This window comes from Serratia quinivorans, from assembly GCF_052113645.1.
GTDB lineage: Bacteria > Pseudomonadota > Gammaproteobacteria > Enterobacterales > Enterobacteriaceae > Serratia > Serratia quinivorans_B.
Genome location: NZ_JBIEIU010000022.1, coordinates 25,058 through 42,324, shown reverse-complemented (window position 1 = coordinate 42,324; position 17,267 = coordinate 25,058). Strand labels below are relative to the sequence as shown.

The following is a 17,267-nucleotide window of genomic DNA, read 5'->3' as shown; positions in this document are numbered from 1 at the left end:
TAATACGGGCGTGACTTGCGCGCCCCTGCAAATTCATAAGGTAAAAAAACAGGTGATGTATGCAACTGCAAAACAAGTCTTTCATTGAACGTATCGTCCACGCCATCGGTTTCGAAGCTATTGCCGTGATGATTTGCGCCCCGTTGGGCGCCTGGCTGCTCAACCGTTCGATGGTACAGGTCGGTGCGTTGGCGGTGATGTTATCTACCGTCGCCATGGTGTGGAACATGATTTATAACACCGTATTTGACCGTCTGTGGCCGGTGAGCCGCGTGGTGCGTAACCTTAAAGTGCGGGTGTTCCACGCGCTGGGTTTTGAGGCCGGTTTTGTGCTGATCGGTGTGCCGATTGCCGCCTGGATGCTGAATATTTCTTTCGTCCAGGCCTTTATGCTGGAGCTCGGTTTCTTCCTGTTCTTCCTGCCGTACACCATGGTCTATAACTGGGCCTACGATACGCTGCGTCAGCGTTGGTTCGAGACGCGCCAGCCGGCTAATTCCGGTGCGAAATAAGCCGTCGTCATCGCTTCGATTCTCAGGTAATGTCGAAGTATTACGGCAATGGACAGGGGAGCGAACGATGAAAGTGTTGGGTCTGTTGGGCGGCATGAGTTGGGAATCGACCATTCCTTATTACCGCATGATCAACGAACAGGTTAAGCAACAGTTGGGCGGTCTGCATTCGGCTAAAATCGTGCTCTACAGCGTCGATTTTCACGAGGTGGAACGCCTGCAGCATCAGGGCGACTGGGACGGCGCAGGACGCTTGTTGGCTGACGCCGCCGCCTCTCTACGCGCCGCCGGTGCGCAGGCCATTGTCATTTGCACCAACACCATGCACAAGGTGGCGGATGCGGTTGAGCAGGCCAGCGGTTTACCGCTGATCCACATCGCCGACGCCACGGCGCTGCAAGTGCGCCAACAGGACATTCGTCGCGTTGGGTTGCTTGGCACCCGCTTTACCATGGAGCAGGAGTTCTATCGCGGACGGCTGCAGGAAAAGTACGGCATTGAGGTGGTCACCCCGGTCGCCGCCGATCGCGACATCGTGCACCGCATTATTTATGAAGAGCTGTGCCTGGGCAAAATCCGCGATGGGTCGCGCGATGAGTATCGCCGCATTATCGGCGACCTGGAGCAACAGGGCGCACAGGGCATTATTTTCGGCTGTACCGAGATTGGCCTGCTGGTCAGCGCGCAAGATGCATCGGTGCCGGTATTTGATACCACCGAGATCCATGCGCGCGCCGCAGCGGAATACGCGCTCGCCTAATCCTCGTGGGGCGGTTGGCGTTTGCCCACCAGCATCAGCGGTTTGCCCGCCAGTACCAACCAGGCGGGCAGCATCACGATGCACAACACCGGCAACAGGTGCAGTTCCGGCACCACCGCAACGGCCATAAACAGGCTGAGCCAGCCGTCACGCGTGACCACCAGCACTAACCCCATAATCGCGCAAGAGACGGTGATGGCCGCGGGCACTGCCGGGACGTGCTGATGCAACATCAGCCCCAGGGCTACGCCCACAAACACCGCCGGGAAGATGCGTCCGCCGCGAAAGCCACTGGCAGCGGCAATCACCAGCGCCGCCAGTTTGGTCAGCGTAATCAGCAGCAGCTCGGTGACGGAGAAATTCTCGCCAATTGCCAGCCGCTTCATTTCATCCAGCCCTTTAAACAGCGTGATTTCGCCGCCGATCAGCGCCAGCAGCCCCAGCACAAAGCCGCCTAACCCCAGCATCAGCACCGGATTTTTAAGCGAGTGGAACAGGCGATGGACGTGCGGAAAGCTCCACACCGCCACCATGCCCAGCGCGATGGCGATCAGGGCGACGATCGAGCCGCTGAAAATATCCGCCAGCCGGGTGGCGGCATAGGCATCAATTTGCAGCGAGAAATTCGGGGTGAAAAATAGCTGGGTGGTGACCGTCCCGGCCGCCGCCGCCATCAGCGGAGCGAACAGCCGGTCCCACAGCGGCACATCATTGTTGCCCGCCAGGGTTTGCGAAAAGATCAGCGCCGCGGCAACCGGGGTGCCAAACAGCGCGCCGATGGTGCCGGCCGCCGCGAGAATAATCCAGTCCATGCGCGGTACTTTAGGCAGCAAACGCGAGCCTGCCGCCACCACCAGAGCAATATTGATGGCGGTGATCGGGTTTTCCGGCCCCAAACTGACGCCACCCGCCAGGCCAATAATCAGCGCCAGCCCCAGTCCGGGGACTGCCGCCAGCGGCAACGGCATACCGATCAACGACTCGGTCGCCGGATCCGGCCCGGCATGTCCGGGAAGATAGCGGATAATCAAGCCGACGGCGACGCCGGTCAGCGTCAACATGCCGATTAACCACCAGGGGGAGTGAGTGTCGATATTCAACGCCGCGGGAACATTGACCCAGAGCAGCCGTTGCAGCGCCTCGGCGAACTTCATCACCAGAATGAGCACCAAACTTGAGGCAGAACCGATAACGAGAGCTGGCAGAGCGAAAGCCAACATGGCATTGGCGCGCGGGTGCAACATGCGGGGATCCCTTGTCAATGGCCCTCTGGCTGGCAGGGCGAACGGGTGATTGGGTTATAGCGCCAGCTTGCCAGACAATCGCCAGGCAGGCACGCAAAGAAATTTCCGGCTGGGCCAGGTTCACAACGGGTTAATAGTGCCTTTGAGTGATGACGGTTAACAGCCACGGCGGTGCGTTTTTTGCCGCAATTTGTTTCAAATCGGCATGAAACGGTCGGGCTGAAACGTTTTTTGTGATCTGGATCGCTAATGGATGGCAGCGTGAAGGATGGTGATTGTTGTTTTTGCAGCGGGATTTTACAGTGTGGGCAGCTTTCTATTATTCATTTTGCGGAGAAGATACTGATGACCTATGCCCTCGTAGGTGATGTAGGCGGCACTAATGCCCGCCTGGCGTTGTGCACTGTGGCGACGGGTGAGATTACCCAGGCGAAAACCTATTCCGGCCTGGAGTTTGACAGTCTGGAAGCGGTGATCCGTCAATACGTGCAAGAGCATGATATTCAGGTGCAAGACGCCTGTATCGCGATTGCCTGCCCGGTCACCGAAGACTGGGTTGCCATGACCAATCATACCTGGGCGTTCTCGATTAAAGAGATGAAGGCCAATCTGGGATTGAACCATCTGGAAGTGATTAATGATTTTACCGCCGTGTCGATGGCGATCCCGATGCTGTCGCAGGACGACGTGTTGCAGTTCGGCGGCGGCAGCGCGCAGAAAGGCAAACCGATTGCAGTCTACGGTGCCGGTACCGGTCTGGGGGTAGCGCACCTTGTGCACGTTAACCGCCGCTGGGTGAGCCTGCCGGGTGAGGGCGGCCACGTGGATTTTGCGCCGAACAGCGAAGAAGAGGACATCATTCTGGAGGTGTTGCGCGCCGAAGTGGGGCACGTTTCCGCCGAGCGCGTCTTGTCCGGGCCGGGCCTGGTCAACCTTTATCGCGCCATCGTCAAGTCGGATAACCGCCTGCCGGAAAAACTGGAGCCGAAGGACATTACCGAGCGAGCGCTGGCCGACAGCTGCATCGATTGTCGCCGCGCTCTGTCGCTGTTCTGCGTTATTTTGGGCCGGTTCGGCGGGAACCTGGCGTTGAACCTGGGAACCTTTGGCGGCGTTTACATTGCCGGGGGCATTGTGCCGCGCTTTATGGAGTTCTTTAAAGCCTCTGGTTTCCGTGCGGCGTTCGAGGATAAAGGGCGTTTCAAAGATTATGTACGTGAGATCCCGGTATTCATGATCACCCATGGCCAGCCGGGCTTGCTGGGTGCCGGTGCCCACCTGCGCCAAACGTTGGGCATGCATCTGTAACCTGATGCAGCGATAAAAAAAGGGGCGCAACCTTATGGGTTGCGCCCCTTTTGCCGTTTGAGGTATCAGGCTTTAGCCAGATGTGCCGGCTGGAATTGATCTTCTTCCTGCGCCACCGCTTTCGGTGCCTTGATGAACAGGGTGATGACCAGGGAAGCGATGGACAGCACGCCAATCACCATAAAGGTCGCGTGGAAGCCACCGAAGTATTTGGCGACAAATGAACCGGCCAGCGCGCCCAAACCAAAGCCCTGATAGATGATGCCGTAGTTTTTGCTGTGGTTTTTCAGGCCGAAGAAGTCACCGACAATCGCCGGGAAGACGGTGATGTTGCCACCGAAGCAGAAGGCGACTGCGCCGACGCAGATAAAGAACAGCGTGTGGTTCAGGGTAAGGAAGCTCAGCGCCACAATCGCCAGCACGGTAACCAGCATGGTGAAGCTGATGACGCGCATACGGCCCACTTTATCTGACAGCGTACCCAGAATGATGCGGCCTGCGGTGTTGAAGATAGCGACGGCGGACACGGTGTTGGCGGCGGTCGCCAAATCCATCCCGGCCAGTTGCACACCCATGTCTTTCACGATGCCAATCAGGTAGAGACCGCTCATGCAGGCGGCGAAGAAAATCATGAACAGCAGGTAGGCTTCTTTGGTGGCCAGCATCTGGCGTACGCTGAAGTCGTTACCCAGGTTGCCTGCGCGTTGTTGTGCAGATTGGCTCGCCAGTACGGGTTCTTTCAGCAGCAGGGAGCCCAGAACAATCAGCGCCATCACGATGGCACCCCAGTAGAAGAAGGCGCTGGACACGCCGACGTCGGCAATCAGCGCGGCGTTAACGTATTTGAACAGCAGGCTGCCGCTGCCGAAGGCACCCACCGAGATACCGGAGATCAGCCCTTTGTTGGCCGGGAACCACTTGATCAGGTTGGACAGGGTAGAGATATAGGCGATACCTACCGCGAAACCGACCACCACGCCGGCCAGCAGGTAAATCATATCCAGTGAGCTGACGTAGGCGCTGGCAATCAGGCCCAGACCGACCAGGATACCGGAGAACAGCGTCAGGTTACGGATGCCGAAGCGTTCCTGCAGCTTGCCGGCAAACAGGGTGGCGAAGGCCAGGAAGAAGCTGGTGATGGAGAAGGTGGTAGCAACATCACCGAGGCCCCAGTGGAACTTGTCGACCAGCGGCTGGTTGAACAGGCTCCAGGTATAGATAGTACCGAGACCCATCTGGCAGATGATGGTGCCCAGAACGATTAAGCTGCGATTTGCCGGTTTGGTGTTCATGGCCGGTCTCCTTCCTGTGTGTGCATTGCCGGGCGGTCAGCCGTTGGCGAGAATTTGCGGTAGCGTCTGATGCCCCGCGGTATGGGCATATTATATGGCTGGTAGTACCACTCGGCGGCGGATCGGGAATGAGTTGCACAAGGGGAGGAATGAAATGCATCAGGCAGTGCATGAGTTGCCGTTTTAGCGGGTAAAAGGGGATGAAATGCACCTGATGAGACGTGATCTATATCAAGAATATCAGCGATTTATTGTAAATCAACGGTGCATGATTGTGTTTGAATTGTGAAGGATGTGTGCGAAAGGCGTAAATGGGCACTGTTCCTATAGAGCGGCCGCCGGCGCAAGCCTATGTTAACGGTGAACGGACGGGTTCCGCTCTGCAGGAGTCGTTAAGATGAAAAAAATACTGTTGTTATTAGCCGCACTGCTGTCGCTACCGTTGGTGAGCCATGCGGACGTATCCATCGGCGTGAATGTGCCGGGGCTTTCATTGCATATTGGCGATCGCGATGATCGCGGGCACTACTGGGACGGCGGTCGCTGGCGCGATCCGCGCTGGTGGGCAGAACACCGGGGCTATGAACGGCCACGGGGTTATTACTATGGCCCGCCGCCACGGGTGATCTATTACGGCCCGCCACGGCGTGAATGGCGTGATCGTCCGCATTACCGCATGCCCCCTCCGCCACCCCCGGGCTATTACTACGGGCCGGGACCGCGCTGGTAGCCTCTGGCGATTACAGACGCATCAGCTTGCGAAACTCTTTTACCTTGCTGCGGCTGACCGGCACTTCAAAATCGAGGTCGCTCAGCCGCAGAATATAGGTGTTGTTGAACCACGGCACGATCTCGCGAATTTTCGACAGATTGACGCAGTAGGAACGGTGGCAGCGGAAGAAATGTTCTTCGGGCAGACGACCGTAAAACTCGGTGATGTTCATCGGCATCACAAACTCTTCGCGTCGGGTATAAACCCGCGTCACTTTCTCATCGGCAGCGGCATAGTAAATGTCGTCGATGTCGGTAACGATAATCCGCTCGTCTTTAATCAGGTTAATGCTGTGGCTGCTGCGGTTCGGCGCGCTGGCCTGCTCCGGCAGACTGGCGGGGCGGCTATGCAGCGCTTCCAGCTTTTGCAGCATGGTGACGATGCGCGCTTCGTGATAGGGCTTGAGAATGTAGTCAAACGCCTCGATTTCGAACGCTTCCACCGCATGTTCTTTATAGGCGGTGATAAACACAATCGAAGGCCGGTGCGCAAATTTACTGATGTTTTGTGCCAGCAGCACCCCGTCCAGCGACGGAATATTGATGTCGAGAAAGATGGCGTCGACCTGATGGTTTTGCAGGTATTTCAGCACGTCCAGCCCGTCTTCGAAGGTGGCTTCGATGACGATATTGCTGTGCTTCTTGATCAGGTAGCTGAGCTCCTCCTGAGCGAGGAACTCGTCTTCGACGATGATGGCTTTCATGATGGCTCCCTGGCCGGCAATGCGCGGTTATCCACCGGCAGTTTGCCGCCGTTTTTGCTGATGTAAAAGGCAATTTCGGTACCAGGTTCCAGGCGCCGAATGCGCAGCCCTTCACCGTACAGCAGAGACACCCGGTGATGCACGTTCAGCAGGCCGATGTTGTGCCCCGGCATCTCGTTGCGCGCGACACGTTCGATGACTTGCCGGTCGATACCGTGGCCGGTATCTTTGACCGAAATTCTGACCCGATCGCCCTGATCTTTCACCGCAATCACCACCACTCCCTTGCCTTTGCACGGCTGAATGCCGTGCACGATGGCGTTCTCCACCAGCGGTTGGATCAGCAGGCTGGGAATGCGTACCGAGATATCGTCATCGATGTCATAAATCACCGTCAGTTTGGCACCGAAACGCGCCTGTTCGATGGCGATGTAATCCTGGATTTGGTGCAGCTCCTTGCGGATGTCGATCAACTCGTCGTTCAGTTCCAAATTATAACGCAGGTAGCGCGACAGGTTGATAATCAACTGGCGGGCGGTGTCCGGATTGATGCGGATCGAAGAGGAAATGGCGTTCAAGGCGTTGAACAGGAAATGGGGGTTGATTTTGCTCTGCAGAGCGCGCATTTCCGCCTTGTCCGCCATCTGGCGCAGATGCTCAATGCGTGACACTTCCATTTGGGTGGAGATGATTTGCGACAGGCCGACCGCCATCACCTTCAGCGTATTGGTGATCTGGTGGGCGTGGCAGTAGTAAATTTTCAGCGCACCGGTCACTTCCCCCTTTTCCCATAGCGGGATCACCAACTGCGAGTGGATTTGCGGCGTGGCGGGGTTCTCCAGGTTATTTTTTATGATGATCTTGCCGTGCCGGATGCTTTCGCGGGTCACGCGGCTCAACCCTTCGCGGCCAATCGGGTAGGCCTCTTCCCCCACGCCGACATAGGCCATCACCTGGTGAGTGTCTGTGATCGCCACCGCGTCGGCCTGAATGTCCTGGCGAATGATGTCGCAAATGGTGGCCAGCGATTCGCTGTTGATATTGCGAAAATAGGGCAGCGTTTTGCGGGCAATATCCAGCGCCAGCTTGGCCTGCCGCGCGGCGATCACTTCTTTTTCGTCTTCCACGCTCTGCACCAGCAGCACGATCAGACCGATACACACGGTGCCGAGGATCATCGGCAGGGCAATTTTGGAAACGATATCCAGCCCCAGTTCGGTCGGCTTGGCCCACAGCACGATCAGTAGCATGGTCAAGCATTCGCACAGCATGCCGCCGATGATCCCGGCGCGCCAGCGTTGCTCTTTTTTCACCTTCAGGTTGATATAGCCAGCGCTGATACCGGCAATGATGCTGGTGATCAGGCAGGGAACCGAGGTGATGCCATCGATATCAATCAGGTAGCGGTGTACCCCGGCAATGACACCGGTGATTACCCCCACCCAGGGGCCGAACAGGATGCCACCGGCCATGATGGCGATCACCCGCACGTTGACCAGCGAGCCTTCAACGTTGACGCCCGAATAGGTGCTGAACAGGGCAAACAGCGAGAAAATGGCGGTGACCATGCCCAGTTCAAGCGGCGTATGGTCCTCTTTTTGCAGCAACTGACGGAACAAGCGAGTGCGGGTAAGGAAAAACAGGCAGATCAGCATCAGCGCTGCGCGATCGAATACCGCTAACAACATTTCAAAAAAAGGGTGCACGACGGACTCTCGCGGCGGCAGAAAGATAGGGCGGAGTATATCACAGCGGATTGATCCCGTGGCGGCCGGGCGGCGCGCCACGGGGGACGGCGTTATTTGATGCCTAACTGTTCCTTGCCGAGCTGCGTCAACAGATCCACTGTGGCGCGTCCTTCGAAATCCACTTCGAAATCATCGGGCGCGAAATCCGGCGGTGTTTTACCACTCATAAAGCTGGGCAGTTGGCGTTGCAGGTAAGCGTCGTTTTTCTCGCAGCCTGGCGCGGCGGCGATGTACATCACGTTGCTGTCGAACTCACCGTTATGTTCATTTTCCACCGCGTGGATCACGTCGCAGTGCCAGAACACCGTGTCGCCCGGCTCCAGATCGGGAATAGGGGAAATCCCACTTAATAAAAGGGGATGCCATTTTTCGGAGATTGACAACGCGCGGCCCGGGGCGGCGCCGCACAGATCGTCGTCAGCGACGTCATCCTGCAGCGCACGCAATAACACATAGGCCATGGCGTTGGCGATTGGCACCAGATTCAGCGTACCGGCGTGGGTACGCTGCGGTGTTAACGCTGTCCAACCCTGGAAGGTGCGGAACATCGAGCACACCGCCGGTGAGGCGATCTCGCGCACTTCGGTGCGCCCGTCGGCGGCGAAAGGATCGTATGCCTGCCAGTTGCCGGAGAACACGTGACGGTAAACGTAGCGGAAGTTCTCATCCAGCCAGCGTTCGATAGTGCCGCTGTCTACGTGCGGCGACAGCCCGAGTGAAGAGGAGTTTGGCGGACGACGACGGGTGCGATCGGCATAGGTGGCGACACGCGTCGGGTCAAAATGTTGTTTGCCGTTACTCTCGGTTTCCCACAGGCTGTTGAGGAACACCTGCACCGCGTGCATGCGAGCGTCCTGACGTGCTTCCACCTGCGGTTTTGACCAGTAAATGCCGTAGATCTGCGGCTTGCTGGCGGCCAGTTTGCCAAAGTAGTTGTCTTCGGCGGCCCCTTTCAGGCGTTCAACGAAATTGTTGCGCTCGAGATAGTTGCCGACTTCCCGGTTCCAGGCCTCAGCTTTGTCGCGCGGGAATACGCCACGAATGGCGCAGGCGCCGCGCTGTTTGATCAACGCTTTTTGCTGCTCGCTGACGCGTTGCTGCAGAATATCTTCGGCATCGATTTGCGGCACCGGATTCTGACCGGCGGCCAGCTCCTGACGGATTTGTTCAACCTGTTGGCGGATGTTTTCTTCCAGTGCCAGAAAAGCCTCGCGGTAATGCGGCAATGCCTGTCGCAGTTGCTGCTTGACGGTTTTAATGGCGCTGGGAATATCGTCAATGAATAAGGAAGCCATGATGTTCTCCTCGCGCTGCCGTTAGGCAACGACGGACGGTTGTAGAGGACCGGGTAAGGCGTTATGGTTTTGTTGTTTTGACGTTAATGATTATCTGGATTTAATAGAGGAAAATAAAGGGATATCTTTCATTCGTAACTTCCTCATTTTCGTTTTTCGGAGATTTTTGTGATCAAACTGGTAACTGAGCGTTTAACCCTGCAGACGATGACCGCCGACGATTGGCCGCTTTTTTTACGCCTGTATCAGGATCCGTTGGTGATACGTTATATCGCCGATCCGTGCAGTGAAGAGGAAATCCGCGGCCGGTTTGAGGCTCGCTTACCGACCTGGGATAAGCACCGGGAACAATGGCTGTGTCTGGTGATCCGCGAAAAGGCCAATGGCCAGGTGTTGGGCATCACCGGGTTTCGCCCGCAGTGGTTGCCCTACCAACAGGCGGAAGTGGGTTTTGGCTGCCTGCCGGAAGCGCAGGGCAAGGGCTACGGTAAGGAATGGCTGCCGGCGGTGTTGGATTTTGCCTTTAACGCCTGCGGCTTCCACAAAGTGAACGCCACCGTGACCGAGGGCAATCTGGCTTCGCGCCGGCTGCTGGAAAGCTGCGGCTTTTTGCTGGAGGGCACGCTGCGCGATAATTTCCAGCTGGCAGGGCAGTGGTGCAATGATTGGCAACTGGGGTTGTTGGCGAGGGAGTTTCGGGCGAGAAAATAAAAATGTTGTGCCGGGTATCGACAATCCTGCCGAGGCTGGGATATGTTCAATATCCGGCCAATCCTGGATTGGCCCGCGTCGCTCGGATGGTCCGGGCGCTAACGTCACTTCGAGGTCCCTATGGCTGATAATAGTCCGCAACGCCGTTTCACGCGTATTGAACGTCTTCCCCCTTATGTCTTCAACATCACCGCCGAACTCAAGATGGCTGCACGCCGTCGCGGCGAGGATATTATCGATTTCAGCATGGGCAACCCCGACGGGCCGACGCCGCCGCACATCGTGGAAAAACTCTGCACCGTTGCGCAGCGTGACGACACCCACGGTTATTCTACCTCGCGCGGTATCCCGCGTTTGCGTCGCGCCATTTCACGCTGGTATGCCGACCGCTACCAGGTGGAGATCGATCCCGAAAGCGAAGCTATTGTCACCATAGGGTCGAAAGAAGGGCTGGCGCACCTGATGCTGGCGACGCTCGATCACGGCGACACGGTGCTGGTGCCGAACCCGAGTTACCCGATCCACATTTACGGCGCGGTGATTGCCGGTGCCCAGGTACGTTCAGTGCCGCTGGTGGACGGCGTGGATTTCTTTGGTGAGCTGGAGCGCGCCATTCGTGAAACCATTCCGCGTCCGAAAATGATGATCCTCGGTTTCCCGTCAAACCCAACCGCCCAGTGCGTTGAATTGGATTTCTTCGAACGCGTGGTCGCGCTGGCCAAGCAGTACGACGTGCTGGTGATCCACGATCTGGCCTATGCCGACATTGTTTATGACGGCTGGAAAGCGCCGTCGATTATGCAGGTGCCCGGCGCCAAGGACATCGCGGTCGAATTTTTCACCTTGTCGAAAAGCTACAATATGGCGGGCTGGCGCATCGGCTTTATGGTCGGTAACCCGGAGTTGGTCAACGCGCTGGCGCGCATCAAGAGTTACCACGACTACGGGACCTTCACCCCGCTGCAGGTCGCGGCGATTGCTGCGCTGGAAGGCGATCAGCAGTGCGTGCTGGACATTGCAGAGCAGTATCGTCAGCGTCGCAATGTGTTGGTGAAAGGGCTGCATGAGGCGGGCTGGATGGTGGAAAACCCGAAAGCGTCCATGTACGTCTGGGCCAAGATCCCCGAGCCTTATGCGCACCTCGGCTCGCTGGAATTTGCCAAACGCCTGTTGGCGGAGGCCAAGGTCTGCGTCTCGCCAGGTATCGGTTTTGGCGATTACGGCGACACTCACGTGCGCTTTGCGCTTATCGAAAATCAGGATCGTATCCGCCAGGCGGTACGCGGCATCAAAGCGATGTTCCGCGCCGATGGGCTGATCAAACCGGCCAAGAGCACCCCGGCTGCAACCAGGTAATGGCTTCAGGCCGGGCATTCGTCCCGGCCTTTTTTGTTCCTGCTAAGGTTTTCTTCATTATTTACCCACTATGCTCCAATAAGATTTTCTTTATTTATCAGGAAAAGTATATGGGGCATCGTTACGCAAAATCGCAAATTGTTCTGCACTGGTTGACACTGCTGATGGTGATCCTCACCTATGCGGCAATGCTGCTGAAAAATTCGGTGCCGGATGATATGGCGTCGTGGGTAAAAAATCTGCATTTTAACTTTGGTCTGACGGTGTTCCTGCTGATGTTCATTCGGCTGGGGTTGCGTCGGCGTTATGCCACTCCGGCAACCACGCCACCGCTTGAAGAGTGGCAGGAATGGGGCGCCAAAATCTTTCACGCCTTGCTCTATCTGCTGTTTTTGACCTTGCCGGTGCTGGGCGTGTTGACGCTGGCTTACGGGGGAAAGGAATGGGTGCTGTTGGGCTGGCAGGTGCCGCAGTTCGTCACGCCGGATCCGTTGCTGCGCCGGGTAATCAAAAGCACGCACGAGACGCTGGCCAATACCGGTTACTTTATTATTGGCGCCCATGCGTTGGCGGCGTTATATCACCATTATTTGCGCAAGGATGACACTTTGCGCCGCATGATGCCGGGAAAATAACCGGCGCGCAGAAACAACAAAGGGGCGCTTATGCGCCCCTTTATCTAAATTCCCGGTCATGCCTTGGTTATGCAACCATCAGCATAAAGGTGCCAATCCATGTTACCAACATGAATGAAACGCCCATAACAAAATATTTCACTGAACAACTCCCGTTTGGAGTCCCTCGCAAGCCAATGATCCCGATTGTTGTGCTGAGTGTTTTGTGGGTAGTCCAAGGCTAATAGGCGGATCCTTCAATAGGAAGAACAACGTCCTTGGCCACGGATTACCCGGTTGTCGCGTTTCAACGTCCTTGAGGTAAAACATGAATCACGACAGGATCGGCGCTAATGTACCCCCAATGCCAACCTGATTACAATACTGTGTTTTTGATCACACTTATTGACGGTTTCTTAACCAGTGCTGACTGTTTTTAAACGATTTTTATTTACCTTTTTTATCCGGTAAAAAACGCATTAGCCCGCTGAAGCGGGCTTTATCATTATGCTTGCTGTGATGTTATGAAAGGGGTCAGGCGACGGCGTTGGCGCCGGTCAGCAGGATGGCCCAGAAGACAAGGCACGACAGCAGAATAATGGCCCAGATATTGCGGCGACTCCACTCCATTTTTAGCCTTCACTTTTTGCTTTTGGTGATTCGGTAACCAACACATCGGCGAAAAGTGGAGAATATTTAGCCCCCGACAAAAATATTTTTCTTAACCTTGGCGAACCTCTGTTACCGAGGTTTGCACTTCATACCCCAACAGGTAAAGAGCCTGTTCCAGTGCTTCCACTTTTGAGGCATAGGCCACATCCAGCAGGCGATCCATTTGTCCGGCGTTAAAGCCCAGTTTGCGTGCCAGGTCGGCTTTGGCGGTGGCTTCGGCCAGCATAATGTTATGCAGTTCGAGCTTGAGCTTCACCAGCACCGGCAGGTGGATCGCCAACTCATCCGGCAGAGCAGGGGAGGGGGCGGGCACCGGACGGCCTTCTTCCATCTCCATGGCGATGGCAATCAGCAGGCTTTCCTGTGCTTCCAGTTCGATATCTTCACGTTTATAGCAGGCGGCCTGCTGTTCAGGAAAATCGCGAAAGCGGATCTGCCAGGCGTCGCTTTCGTTATCAAAGGCGTAATGGGCGGGGTAGTGGCAAGACATGGTATTTCCTGTTTGGGCCGGGAGAGATGCGGCATTGTGACCGCTTGGCCCACAGATAGCCAGTGGCGATAGGCCTAACCGGCCTTGCGTGCTATTTAATCAAGGCTGAGGTTTTTGCCAGCCTCGCCGATTTACCCTAAGTGGTGCTTTGTTTCTGTGTTGTCGATCACACTTTATATTGCAGTGGCTGGTGGTTCTGTGATGAGCGACATAATCCGGTTTGTTCGTACCTGACAATGGATTAACATAACCCACACTTATCACTGGCTTGGCTTATATGGATATCCGATGCGTCATTTAGTTGTTCTTCTCCCTCTGCTCACCTTACTCACTGCCTGTAGCAGCGGGCCGAAGTCGACCCCGGCCACGCCTCAGGAGACGACCGTGAAGGGCGGTTTCCTGTTGACGCCCGCGCATTCTGGCCAACTGCTGGGAGGGGATTTCGCCAATAATCCGAACACCGCCCGTTTTATCGATAAAATGGTGCAGGAACACGGTTTCGATCGTCAGCAACTGCATGACGTGTTGGCTCAGGCCAGACGGCTGGACTCTGTGCTGCGGCTGATGGATCGCCAGGCACCTACGCCAACCACGCAGCCGCCATCAGGGCCGAACGGCTCCTGGCTGCGCTATCGCAACAAGTTCATCACGCCGGACAACGTGCAAAACGGCGTGCAGTTCTGGAATCAGTATCAGGATGCGTTGCAGCGCGCCTATCAGGTCTACGGCGTGCCGCCGGAGATCATCGTCGGCATTATCGGTGTTGAAACCCGTTGGGGCCGCGTGATGGGGAAAACCCGCATTATCGATGCGTTGGCTACCCTGGCCTTCAACTATCCGCGTCGCGCCGATTACTTTGCCGGCGAACTGGAAACTTTCCTGCTGATGTCACGCACCGAAGGGGATGACCCGCTGGAGCTGCGCGGTTCTTTCGCCGGGGCGATGGGCTACGGCCAATTCATGCCGTCCTCATTCAAGAGCTATGCGGTTGACTTCAACGGTGATGGTCATATCAACCTGTGGGATCCCGTGGATGCCATCGGTAGCGTCGCCAACTACTTTAAAGCGCATGGCTGGGCCAAAGGGGAACCGGTGGCGATACAGGCAAACGGTCAGGCACCTGGGCTGGAAAATGGCTTTAAAACCCGCTACTCGGTTGCCAGTCTGGCGGAGGCCGGTCTGAGCCCGCAAGGATCGTTGGGCGACAATCAGGAAGCCAGCCTGCTGCGTCTGGATATCGGCACCGGCTACCAGTACTGGTATGGTCTGCCAAACTTCTACACCATTACCCGCTACAACCACAGCACCCATTATGCGATGGCGGTGTGGCAATTGGGTGAAGCGGTGGGTCGTTCGGCGCGCGGCGGATTCTGATGCCGGAGAAGCAATGAAACAGGCCGCGCAAGCGTAATGCTTGTCAGTTAAGGCGATATTGTCCCCTCTCCTTTGGGAGAGGGTTAGGGTGAGGGGATACATACCAACGCAAAAGCCCCCTCACCCCGGCCCTCTCCCTCTGGAGAGGGGGACGCCCACTTAAACAACGTCGTACATTCTTATTCAGAACTTTGCTTAACTGACCGGCATTACGCGCAAGCGGCCTTTTTTACGTCGGTTGCGATTAGAAATCGTAACGCAAACGCACCAGCGTCATATCACCGAGGTTGTCGGTGCTGGAAGTCAGCACATGTTCCACATCGACGCGGAAGCCATAGTCAAACTGCACCGTCACGCCAAGACCGTTATCGATACGCTGATAGTTACGGCCGCTCACGTACTCCAAGCGATCGCCCATAAAGTACGGCATCACGGATTTCACCGCATACTGCCCTACCGGCACGGTATACCCGGCCAGGTATTCAATCCCCCAGGCATCACCGGCAAAGTAGTCGTCAACGTTGGCTTTTTTGGTGGTCAGGAAGTTGTTGTACCAGCCGCCGCCAAAGGTCAGTGTCCAGTTGTCCGGTTTCCAGCTGATCGCCGTACCAACAATGTTCTGATCGTAATCTTTCGAGCCGCTGGTGGACGGGTTACGCATTTCGGCGCGGGTATAGTTCCACGCGGTGCCCCAGGTCAGATCCGGCGTCAGGTGATAATCCACGCCCAGTGAGCCGCCGCCCTGGCGCTTGTAGCGCAGGCCGTTGCCCGGCAGATATTCGCCATCGCTGAACAGGTAAGAGGCATAGATATCGGCATCGCCGAAGCTGTTTTTGTACTTCAGCATCTTGCGTGAACGGTAGGAGCCGTCGTAATCGCCATTGATGCCGTTACCCGGTGCCTGAGCCAACATGTCGTAGTCCCAGATATCGGTTTTGGCGCCGACCACGTCATAGTAAATGCTGTTTTGCTGGCCAAAGGTCAGTTGCCCCCAGGTTTTGCTTTTCAGACCGGTGTACAGCATGCGGCGGCTGGTGTCGTTGGCACCGTCGGCGTAGTGATTATCCCAGTTGAACAGCGCAGGGATATTGACCCCCAGCTCGTAGTAACTGATCCAGCTAATATCGTCGAACAGGTAGTAATCGGCGGCAAAGCGGAAACGGGTACCGCCGTCGAAACCGTTACGTTTGTAAGAACCTTTATCGCCATCGCCGGTCATGTTGTTGAACTGCGGGCGAATACTGCCGCCAACGGTAAAGTTAAGACGGCTCAGTGGATCGCCCGCCTGTGGATCCTGCTTCAGCAAGGTGATCTCAGCCTGGGCAGCGAAAGAAGCACTGCCGACAACCAGTCCCAGGGCTATGGCCTGAGTTAATGCGCGCAATGGGTATGTCATTTTTTATCCCTGTGTGTAGATGGCCCAATCTCACCGAAACCTAACGGCATCAGTAAGTTGCTCAGGAAATTTTCTGAGCGTTTTCAAAGTTTTTAGGTGTAAGTAAAGCGAAATGCATATGTAACACAATGTGCGACACAAAAAGTTACTTTTCTTGCTAATTATTGGATTTGTTTTTAAGCGGCAGGATGGGGGCAGGAGTCACTGGTGCAGAAAAGGCTCAACGCAATGGCAGAACCGCGCTGCCACAGCTCATCTGACACAAGGCTGTATATTTTTCACTTGCCAGAGAAAGGTATGTGCCGAGTAATTTCAGCGTAACGGAATAGAGTAAAATGCGTTGTTAGGGCAAGGGGGACAGCCCGTTGCCCTAAAAGCCCTGATTACCACATCAAATCATCAGGGACAACAAAGTCGGCGTAAGGATCTTCTTCGTCTTTAGCTTCCTGACTGAGTTCGGCGCTTAATACTATGTAGCTCGCATCGCGTTGCGCAATTTTATTGGCCACAACGGCAGGGATAATGGCATATTCGCCATCAGGGTTATTTTCAGTAACCAGACGTGCAATGGCAAGACGCCCGTTTATTAACTGAGCCTGAGTCACTTTATCCACACGTACGTTTTTAATTAAATTATTGTCCGTGAAGTTATAGCTGATGTCGCCATTTGAAATGACGATCCTGTTCATTTCAATTAACTGTTTTACCTGGGCTTTATATTCTTTAGATAAAGCCGCCTGCTTTTGCTGTTCACTCAGCTGTCGGTCACGCTCGATTTGCGCCTTTTTATTGACCTCCACCGCTTCTCTGGCCTCACGAGCCTGCACGCGCGATTTTTTAGTGGTTCTTTGCACTTTCTCCAGCTTTTTACTGCTGACTAATCCCGCTTTGAGCATCTGCTCTTGTAATGTCAGTTTTGTCATCTTCGTTTCTAAAATCGATTAAATAGAGTGGGCGAGATTATACCTTTAATATTCGGCGTTGTGCCAGATTGTGGGGGCTGGTCATGCATCATCTTGA

The 17,267-nt window shown here is 55.6% G+C and carries 17 protein-coding genes; 8 read left to right on the top strand and 9 right to left on the bottom strand.

The window, feature by feature from the left end; translation table 11 throughout:
* Positions 1-59: 59 nt before the first annotated feature.
* Both ACGS9J_RS24885 and ACGS9J_RS24880 read left to right on the top strand, forming a co-directional pair.
* Positions 60-512, top strand: coding sequence for a multidrug/biocide efflux PACE transporter (locus ACGS9J_RS24885; protein ID WP_442233296.1), 453 nt, complete (start codon positions 60-62; stop codon positions 510-512).
* Positions 513-579: 67 nt separating this feature from the next.
* Entirely contained in the window at positions 580-1,272 is a 693-nt protein-coding gene (locus ACGS9J_RS24880; protein ID WP_442233295.1) for an aspartate/glutamate racemase family protein, read from the top strand.
* Here ACGS9J_RS24880 and ACGS9J_RS24875 read toward each other — a convergent pair.
* Positions 1,269-2,516 carry an ion channel protein gene (locus tag ACGS9J_RS24875; RefSeq protein ID WP_442233294.1) on the bottom strand — a complete coding sequence of 416 codons (1,248 nt, stop codon included), beginning with the start codon at positions 2,514-2,516 and terminating at the stop codon, positions 1,269-1,271. The two genes, ACGS9J_RS24880 and ACGS9J_RS24875, sit on opposite strands and share 4 nt — an antisense overlap.
* 342 nt (positions 2,517-2,858) lie before the next feature.
* Between ACGS9J_RS24875 and glk the strand changes: the two genes are divergently transcribed.
* Positions 2,859-3,824: a glucokinase gene (gene glk / locus ACGS9J_RS24870; protein WP_442233306.1), complete on the top strand. Its 966-nt coding sequence runs from the start codon at positions 2,859-2,861 to the stop codon at positions 3,822-3,824.
* Positions 3,825-3,889: 65 nt separating this feature from the next.
* Here the strand turns inward: glk and ACGS9J_RS24865 are convergent, their stop codons facing one another.
* A complete protein-coding gene (locus tag ACGS9J_RS24865) occupies positions 3,890-5,116 on the bottom strand; it encodes an L-lactate MFS transporter (protein ID WP_442233293.1) in 1,227 nt (408 codons plus the stop codon).
* Positions 5,117-5,513: 397 nt separating this feature from the next.
* Here ACGS9J_RS24865 and ACGS9J_RS24860 point away from each other — a divergent pair, with 397 nt between their 5' ends.
* Positions 5,514-5,846: a DUF2502 domain-containing protein gene (locus tag ACGS9J_RS24860; protein WP_442233292.1), complete on the top strand. Its 333-nt coding sequence runs from the start codon at positions 5,514-5,516 to the stop codon at positions 5,844-5,846.
* A gap of 10 nt (positions 5,847-5,856) precedes the next feature.
* Here the strand turns inward: ACGS9J_RS24860 and ACGS9J_RS24855 are convergent, their stop codons facing one another.
* The 3 genes from ACGS9J_RS24855 to ACGS9J_RS24845 all read right to left on the bottom strand — a co-directional run bounded on the left by ACGS9J_RS24855 (position 5,857) and on the right by ACGS9J_RS24845 (position 9,634).
* The gene (locus ACGS9J_RS24855) at positions 5,857-6,591 is read right to left on the bottom strand and encodes a LytR/AlgR family response regulator transcription factor (protein ID WP_442233291.1); all 735 of its coding nucleotides are present in this window, start codon (positions 6,589-6,591) and stop codon (positions 5,857-5,859) included.
* Positions 6,588-8,279, bottom strand: a complete 1,692-nt coding sequence (locus ACGS9J_RS24850; protein ID WP_442233305.1) for a LytS/YhcK type 5TM receptor domain-containing protein — start codon at positions 8,277-8,279, stop codon at positions 6,588-6,590. Before ACGS9J_RS24850 ends, ACGS9J_RS24855 begins: the two co-directional genes overlap by 4 nt.
* Before the next feature lie 110 nt (positions 8,280-8,389).
* On the bottom strand, positions 8,390-9,634 hold the full coding sequence (locus ACGS9J_RS24845) for a DUF1479 domain-containing protein (protein ID WP_442233290.1): 1,245 nt from the start codon (positions 9,632-9,634) through the stop codon (positions 8,390-8,392).
* Between the two features lie 171 nt (positions 9,635-9,805).
* On the opposite strand from ACGS9J_RS24845, the gene ACGS9J_RS24840 reads away from it, so the two are divergent.
* The 3 genes from ACGS9J_RS24840 (at position 9,806) to ACGS9J_RS24830 (ending at position 12,336) form a co-directional block, all read left to right on the top strand.
* Positions 9,806-10,345 carry a GNAT family N-acetyltransferase gene (locus ACGS9J_RS24840; protein ID WP_442233304.1) on the top strand — a complete coding sequence of 180 codons (540 nt, stop codon included), beginning with the start codon at positions 9,806-9,808 and terminating at the stop codon, positions 10,343-10,345.
* Positions 10,346-10,465: 120 nt separating this feature from the next.
* A complete protein-coding gene (gene alaC, locus ACGS9J_RS24835; protein WP_442233289.1) occupies positions 10,466-11,701 on the top strand; it encodes an alanine transaminase in 1,236 nt (411 codons plus the stop codon).
* A 110-nt stretch (positions 11,702-11,811) separates the two neighbouring features.
* Positions 11,812-12,336: a cytochrome b gene (locus tag ACGS9J_RS24830; RefSeq protein ID WP_442233288.1), complete on the top strand. Its 525-nt coding sequence runs from the start codon at positions 11,812-11,814 to the stop codon at positions 12,334-12,336.
* A 67-nt stretch (positions 12,337-12,403) separates the two neighbouring features.
* Here ACGS9J_RS24830 and ypdK read toward each other — a convergent pair whose 3' ends face one another.
* Both ypdK and ACGS9J_RS24820 read right to left on the bottom strand, forming a co-directional pair.
* Entirely contained in the window at positions 12,404-12,478 is a 75-nt protein-coding gene (ypdK, locus tag ACGS9J_RS24825; protein ID WP_104410986.1) for a membrane protein YpdK, read from the bottom strand.
* Positions 12,479-13,036: 558 nt separating this feature from the next.
* A complete protein-coding gene (locus ACGS9J_RS24820; protein WP_442233287.1) occupies positions 13,037-13,477 on the bottom strand; it encodes a hypothetical protein in 441 nt (146 codons plus the stop codon).
* A 288-nt stretch (positions 13,478-13,765) separates the two neighbouring features.
* Here ACGS9J_RS24820 and mltB point away from each other — a divergent pair, with 288 nt between their 5' ends.
* Complete coding sequence (mltB, locus tag ACGS9J_RS24815) at positions 13,766-14,851, top strand: lytic murein transglycosylase B (RefSeq protein WP_442233286.1); 1,086 nt, start codon at positions 13,766-13,768, stop codon at positions 14,849-14,851.
* A gap of 244 nt (positions 14,852-15,095) precedes the next feature.
* On the opposite strand, the gene ACGS9J_RS24810 is transcribed toward mltB, so the two are convergent.
* Together ACGS9J_RS24810 and ACGS9J_RS24805 are read right to left on the bottom strand one after the other, a co-directional pair.
* Positions 15,096-16,247 (bottom strand): porin, encoded by a 1,152-nt coding sequence (locus ACGS9J_RS24810; protein ID WP_442233285.1) that lies wholly within the window; start codon positions 16,245-16,247, stop codon positions 15,096-15,098.
* A 383-nt stretch (positions 16,248-16,630) separates the two neighbouring features.
* Entirely contained in the window at positions 16,631-17,170 is a 540-nt protein-coding gene (locus ACGS9J_RS24805) for a DUF2058 domain-containing protein (RefSeq protein ID WP_442233284.1), read from the bottom strand.
* Between the last annotated feature and the right edge of the window lie 97 nt (positions 17,171-17,267).

Excerpts from the sequence above, each read along its gene's own strand:
- ACGS9J_RS24885 (WP_442233296.1), top strand. The coding sequence starts at position 60 with ATGCAACTGCAAAACAAGTCTTTCATTGAACGTATCGTCCACGCCATC.
- ACGS9J_RS24880 (WP_442233295.1), top strand. The coding sequence starts at position 580 with ATGAAAGTGTTGGGTCTGTTGGGCGGCATGAGTTGGGAATCGACCATT.
- ACGS9J_RS24875 (WP_442233294.1), bottom strand. The coding sequence starts at position 2,516 with ATGTTGCACCCGCGCGCCAATGCCATGTTGGCTTTCGCTCTGCCAGCT.
- ACGS9J_RS24865 (WP_442233293.1), bottom strand. The coding sequence starts at position 5,116 with ATGAACACCAAACCGGCAAATCGCAGCTTAATCGTTCTGGGCACCATC.
- ACGS9J_RS24860 (WP_442233292.1), top strand. The coding sequence starts at position 5,514 with ATGAAAAAAATACTGTTGTTATTAGCCGCACTGCTGTCGCTACCGTTG.
- ACGS9J_RS24855 (WP_442233291.1), bottom strand. The coding sequence starts at position 6,591 with ATGAAAGCCATCATCGTCGAAGACGAGTTCCTCGCTCAGGAGGAGCTC.
- ACGS9J_RS24850 (WP_442233305.1), bottom strand. The coding sequence starts at position 8,279 with ATGTTGTTAGCGGTATTCGATCGCGCAGCGCTGATGCTGATCTGCCTG.
- ACGS9J_RS24845 (WP_442233290.1), bottom strand. The coding sequence starts at position 9,634 with ATGGCTTCCTTATTCATTGACGATATTCCCAGCGCCATTAAAACCGTC.
- alaC (WP_442233289.1), top strand. The coding sequence starts at position 10,466 with ATGGCTGATAATAGTCCGCAACGCCGTTTCACGCGTATTGAACGTCTT.
- ACGS9J_RS24830 (WP_442233288.1), top strand. The coding sequence starts at position 11,812 with ATGGGGCATCGTTACGCAAAATCGCAAATTGTTCTGCACTGGTTGACA.
- ACGS9J_RS24820 (WP_442233287.1), bottom strand. The coding sequence starts at position 13,477 with ATGTCTTGCCACTACCCCGCCCATTACGCCTTTGATAACGAAAGCGAC.
- mltB (WP_442233286.1), top strand. The coding sequence starts at position 13,766 with ATGCGTCATTTAGTTGTTCTTCTCCCTCTGCTCACCTTACTCACTGCC.
- ACGS9J_RS24810 (WP_442233285.1), bottom strand. The coding sequence starts at position 16,247 with ATGACATACCCATTGCGCGCATTAACTCAGGCCATAGCCCTGGGACTG.
- ACGS9J_RS24805 (WP_442233284.1), bottom strand. The coding sequence starts at position 17,170 with ATGACAAAACTGACATTACAAGAGCAGATGCTCAAAGCGGGATTAGTC.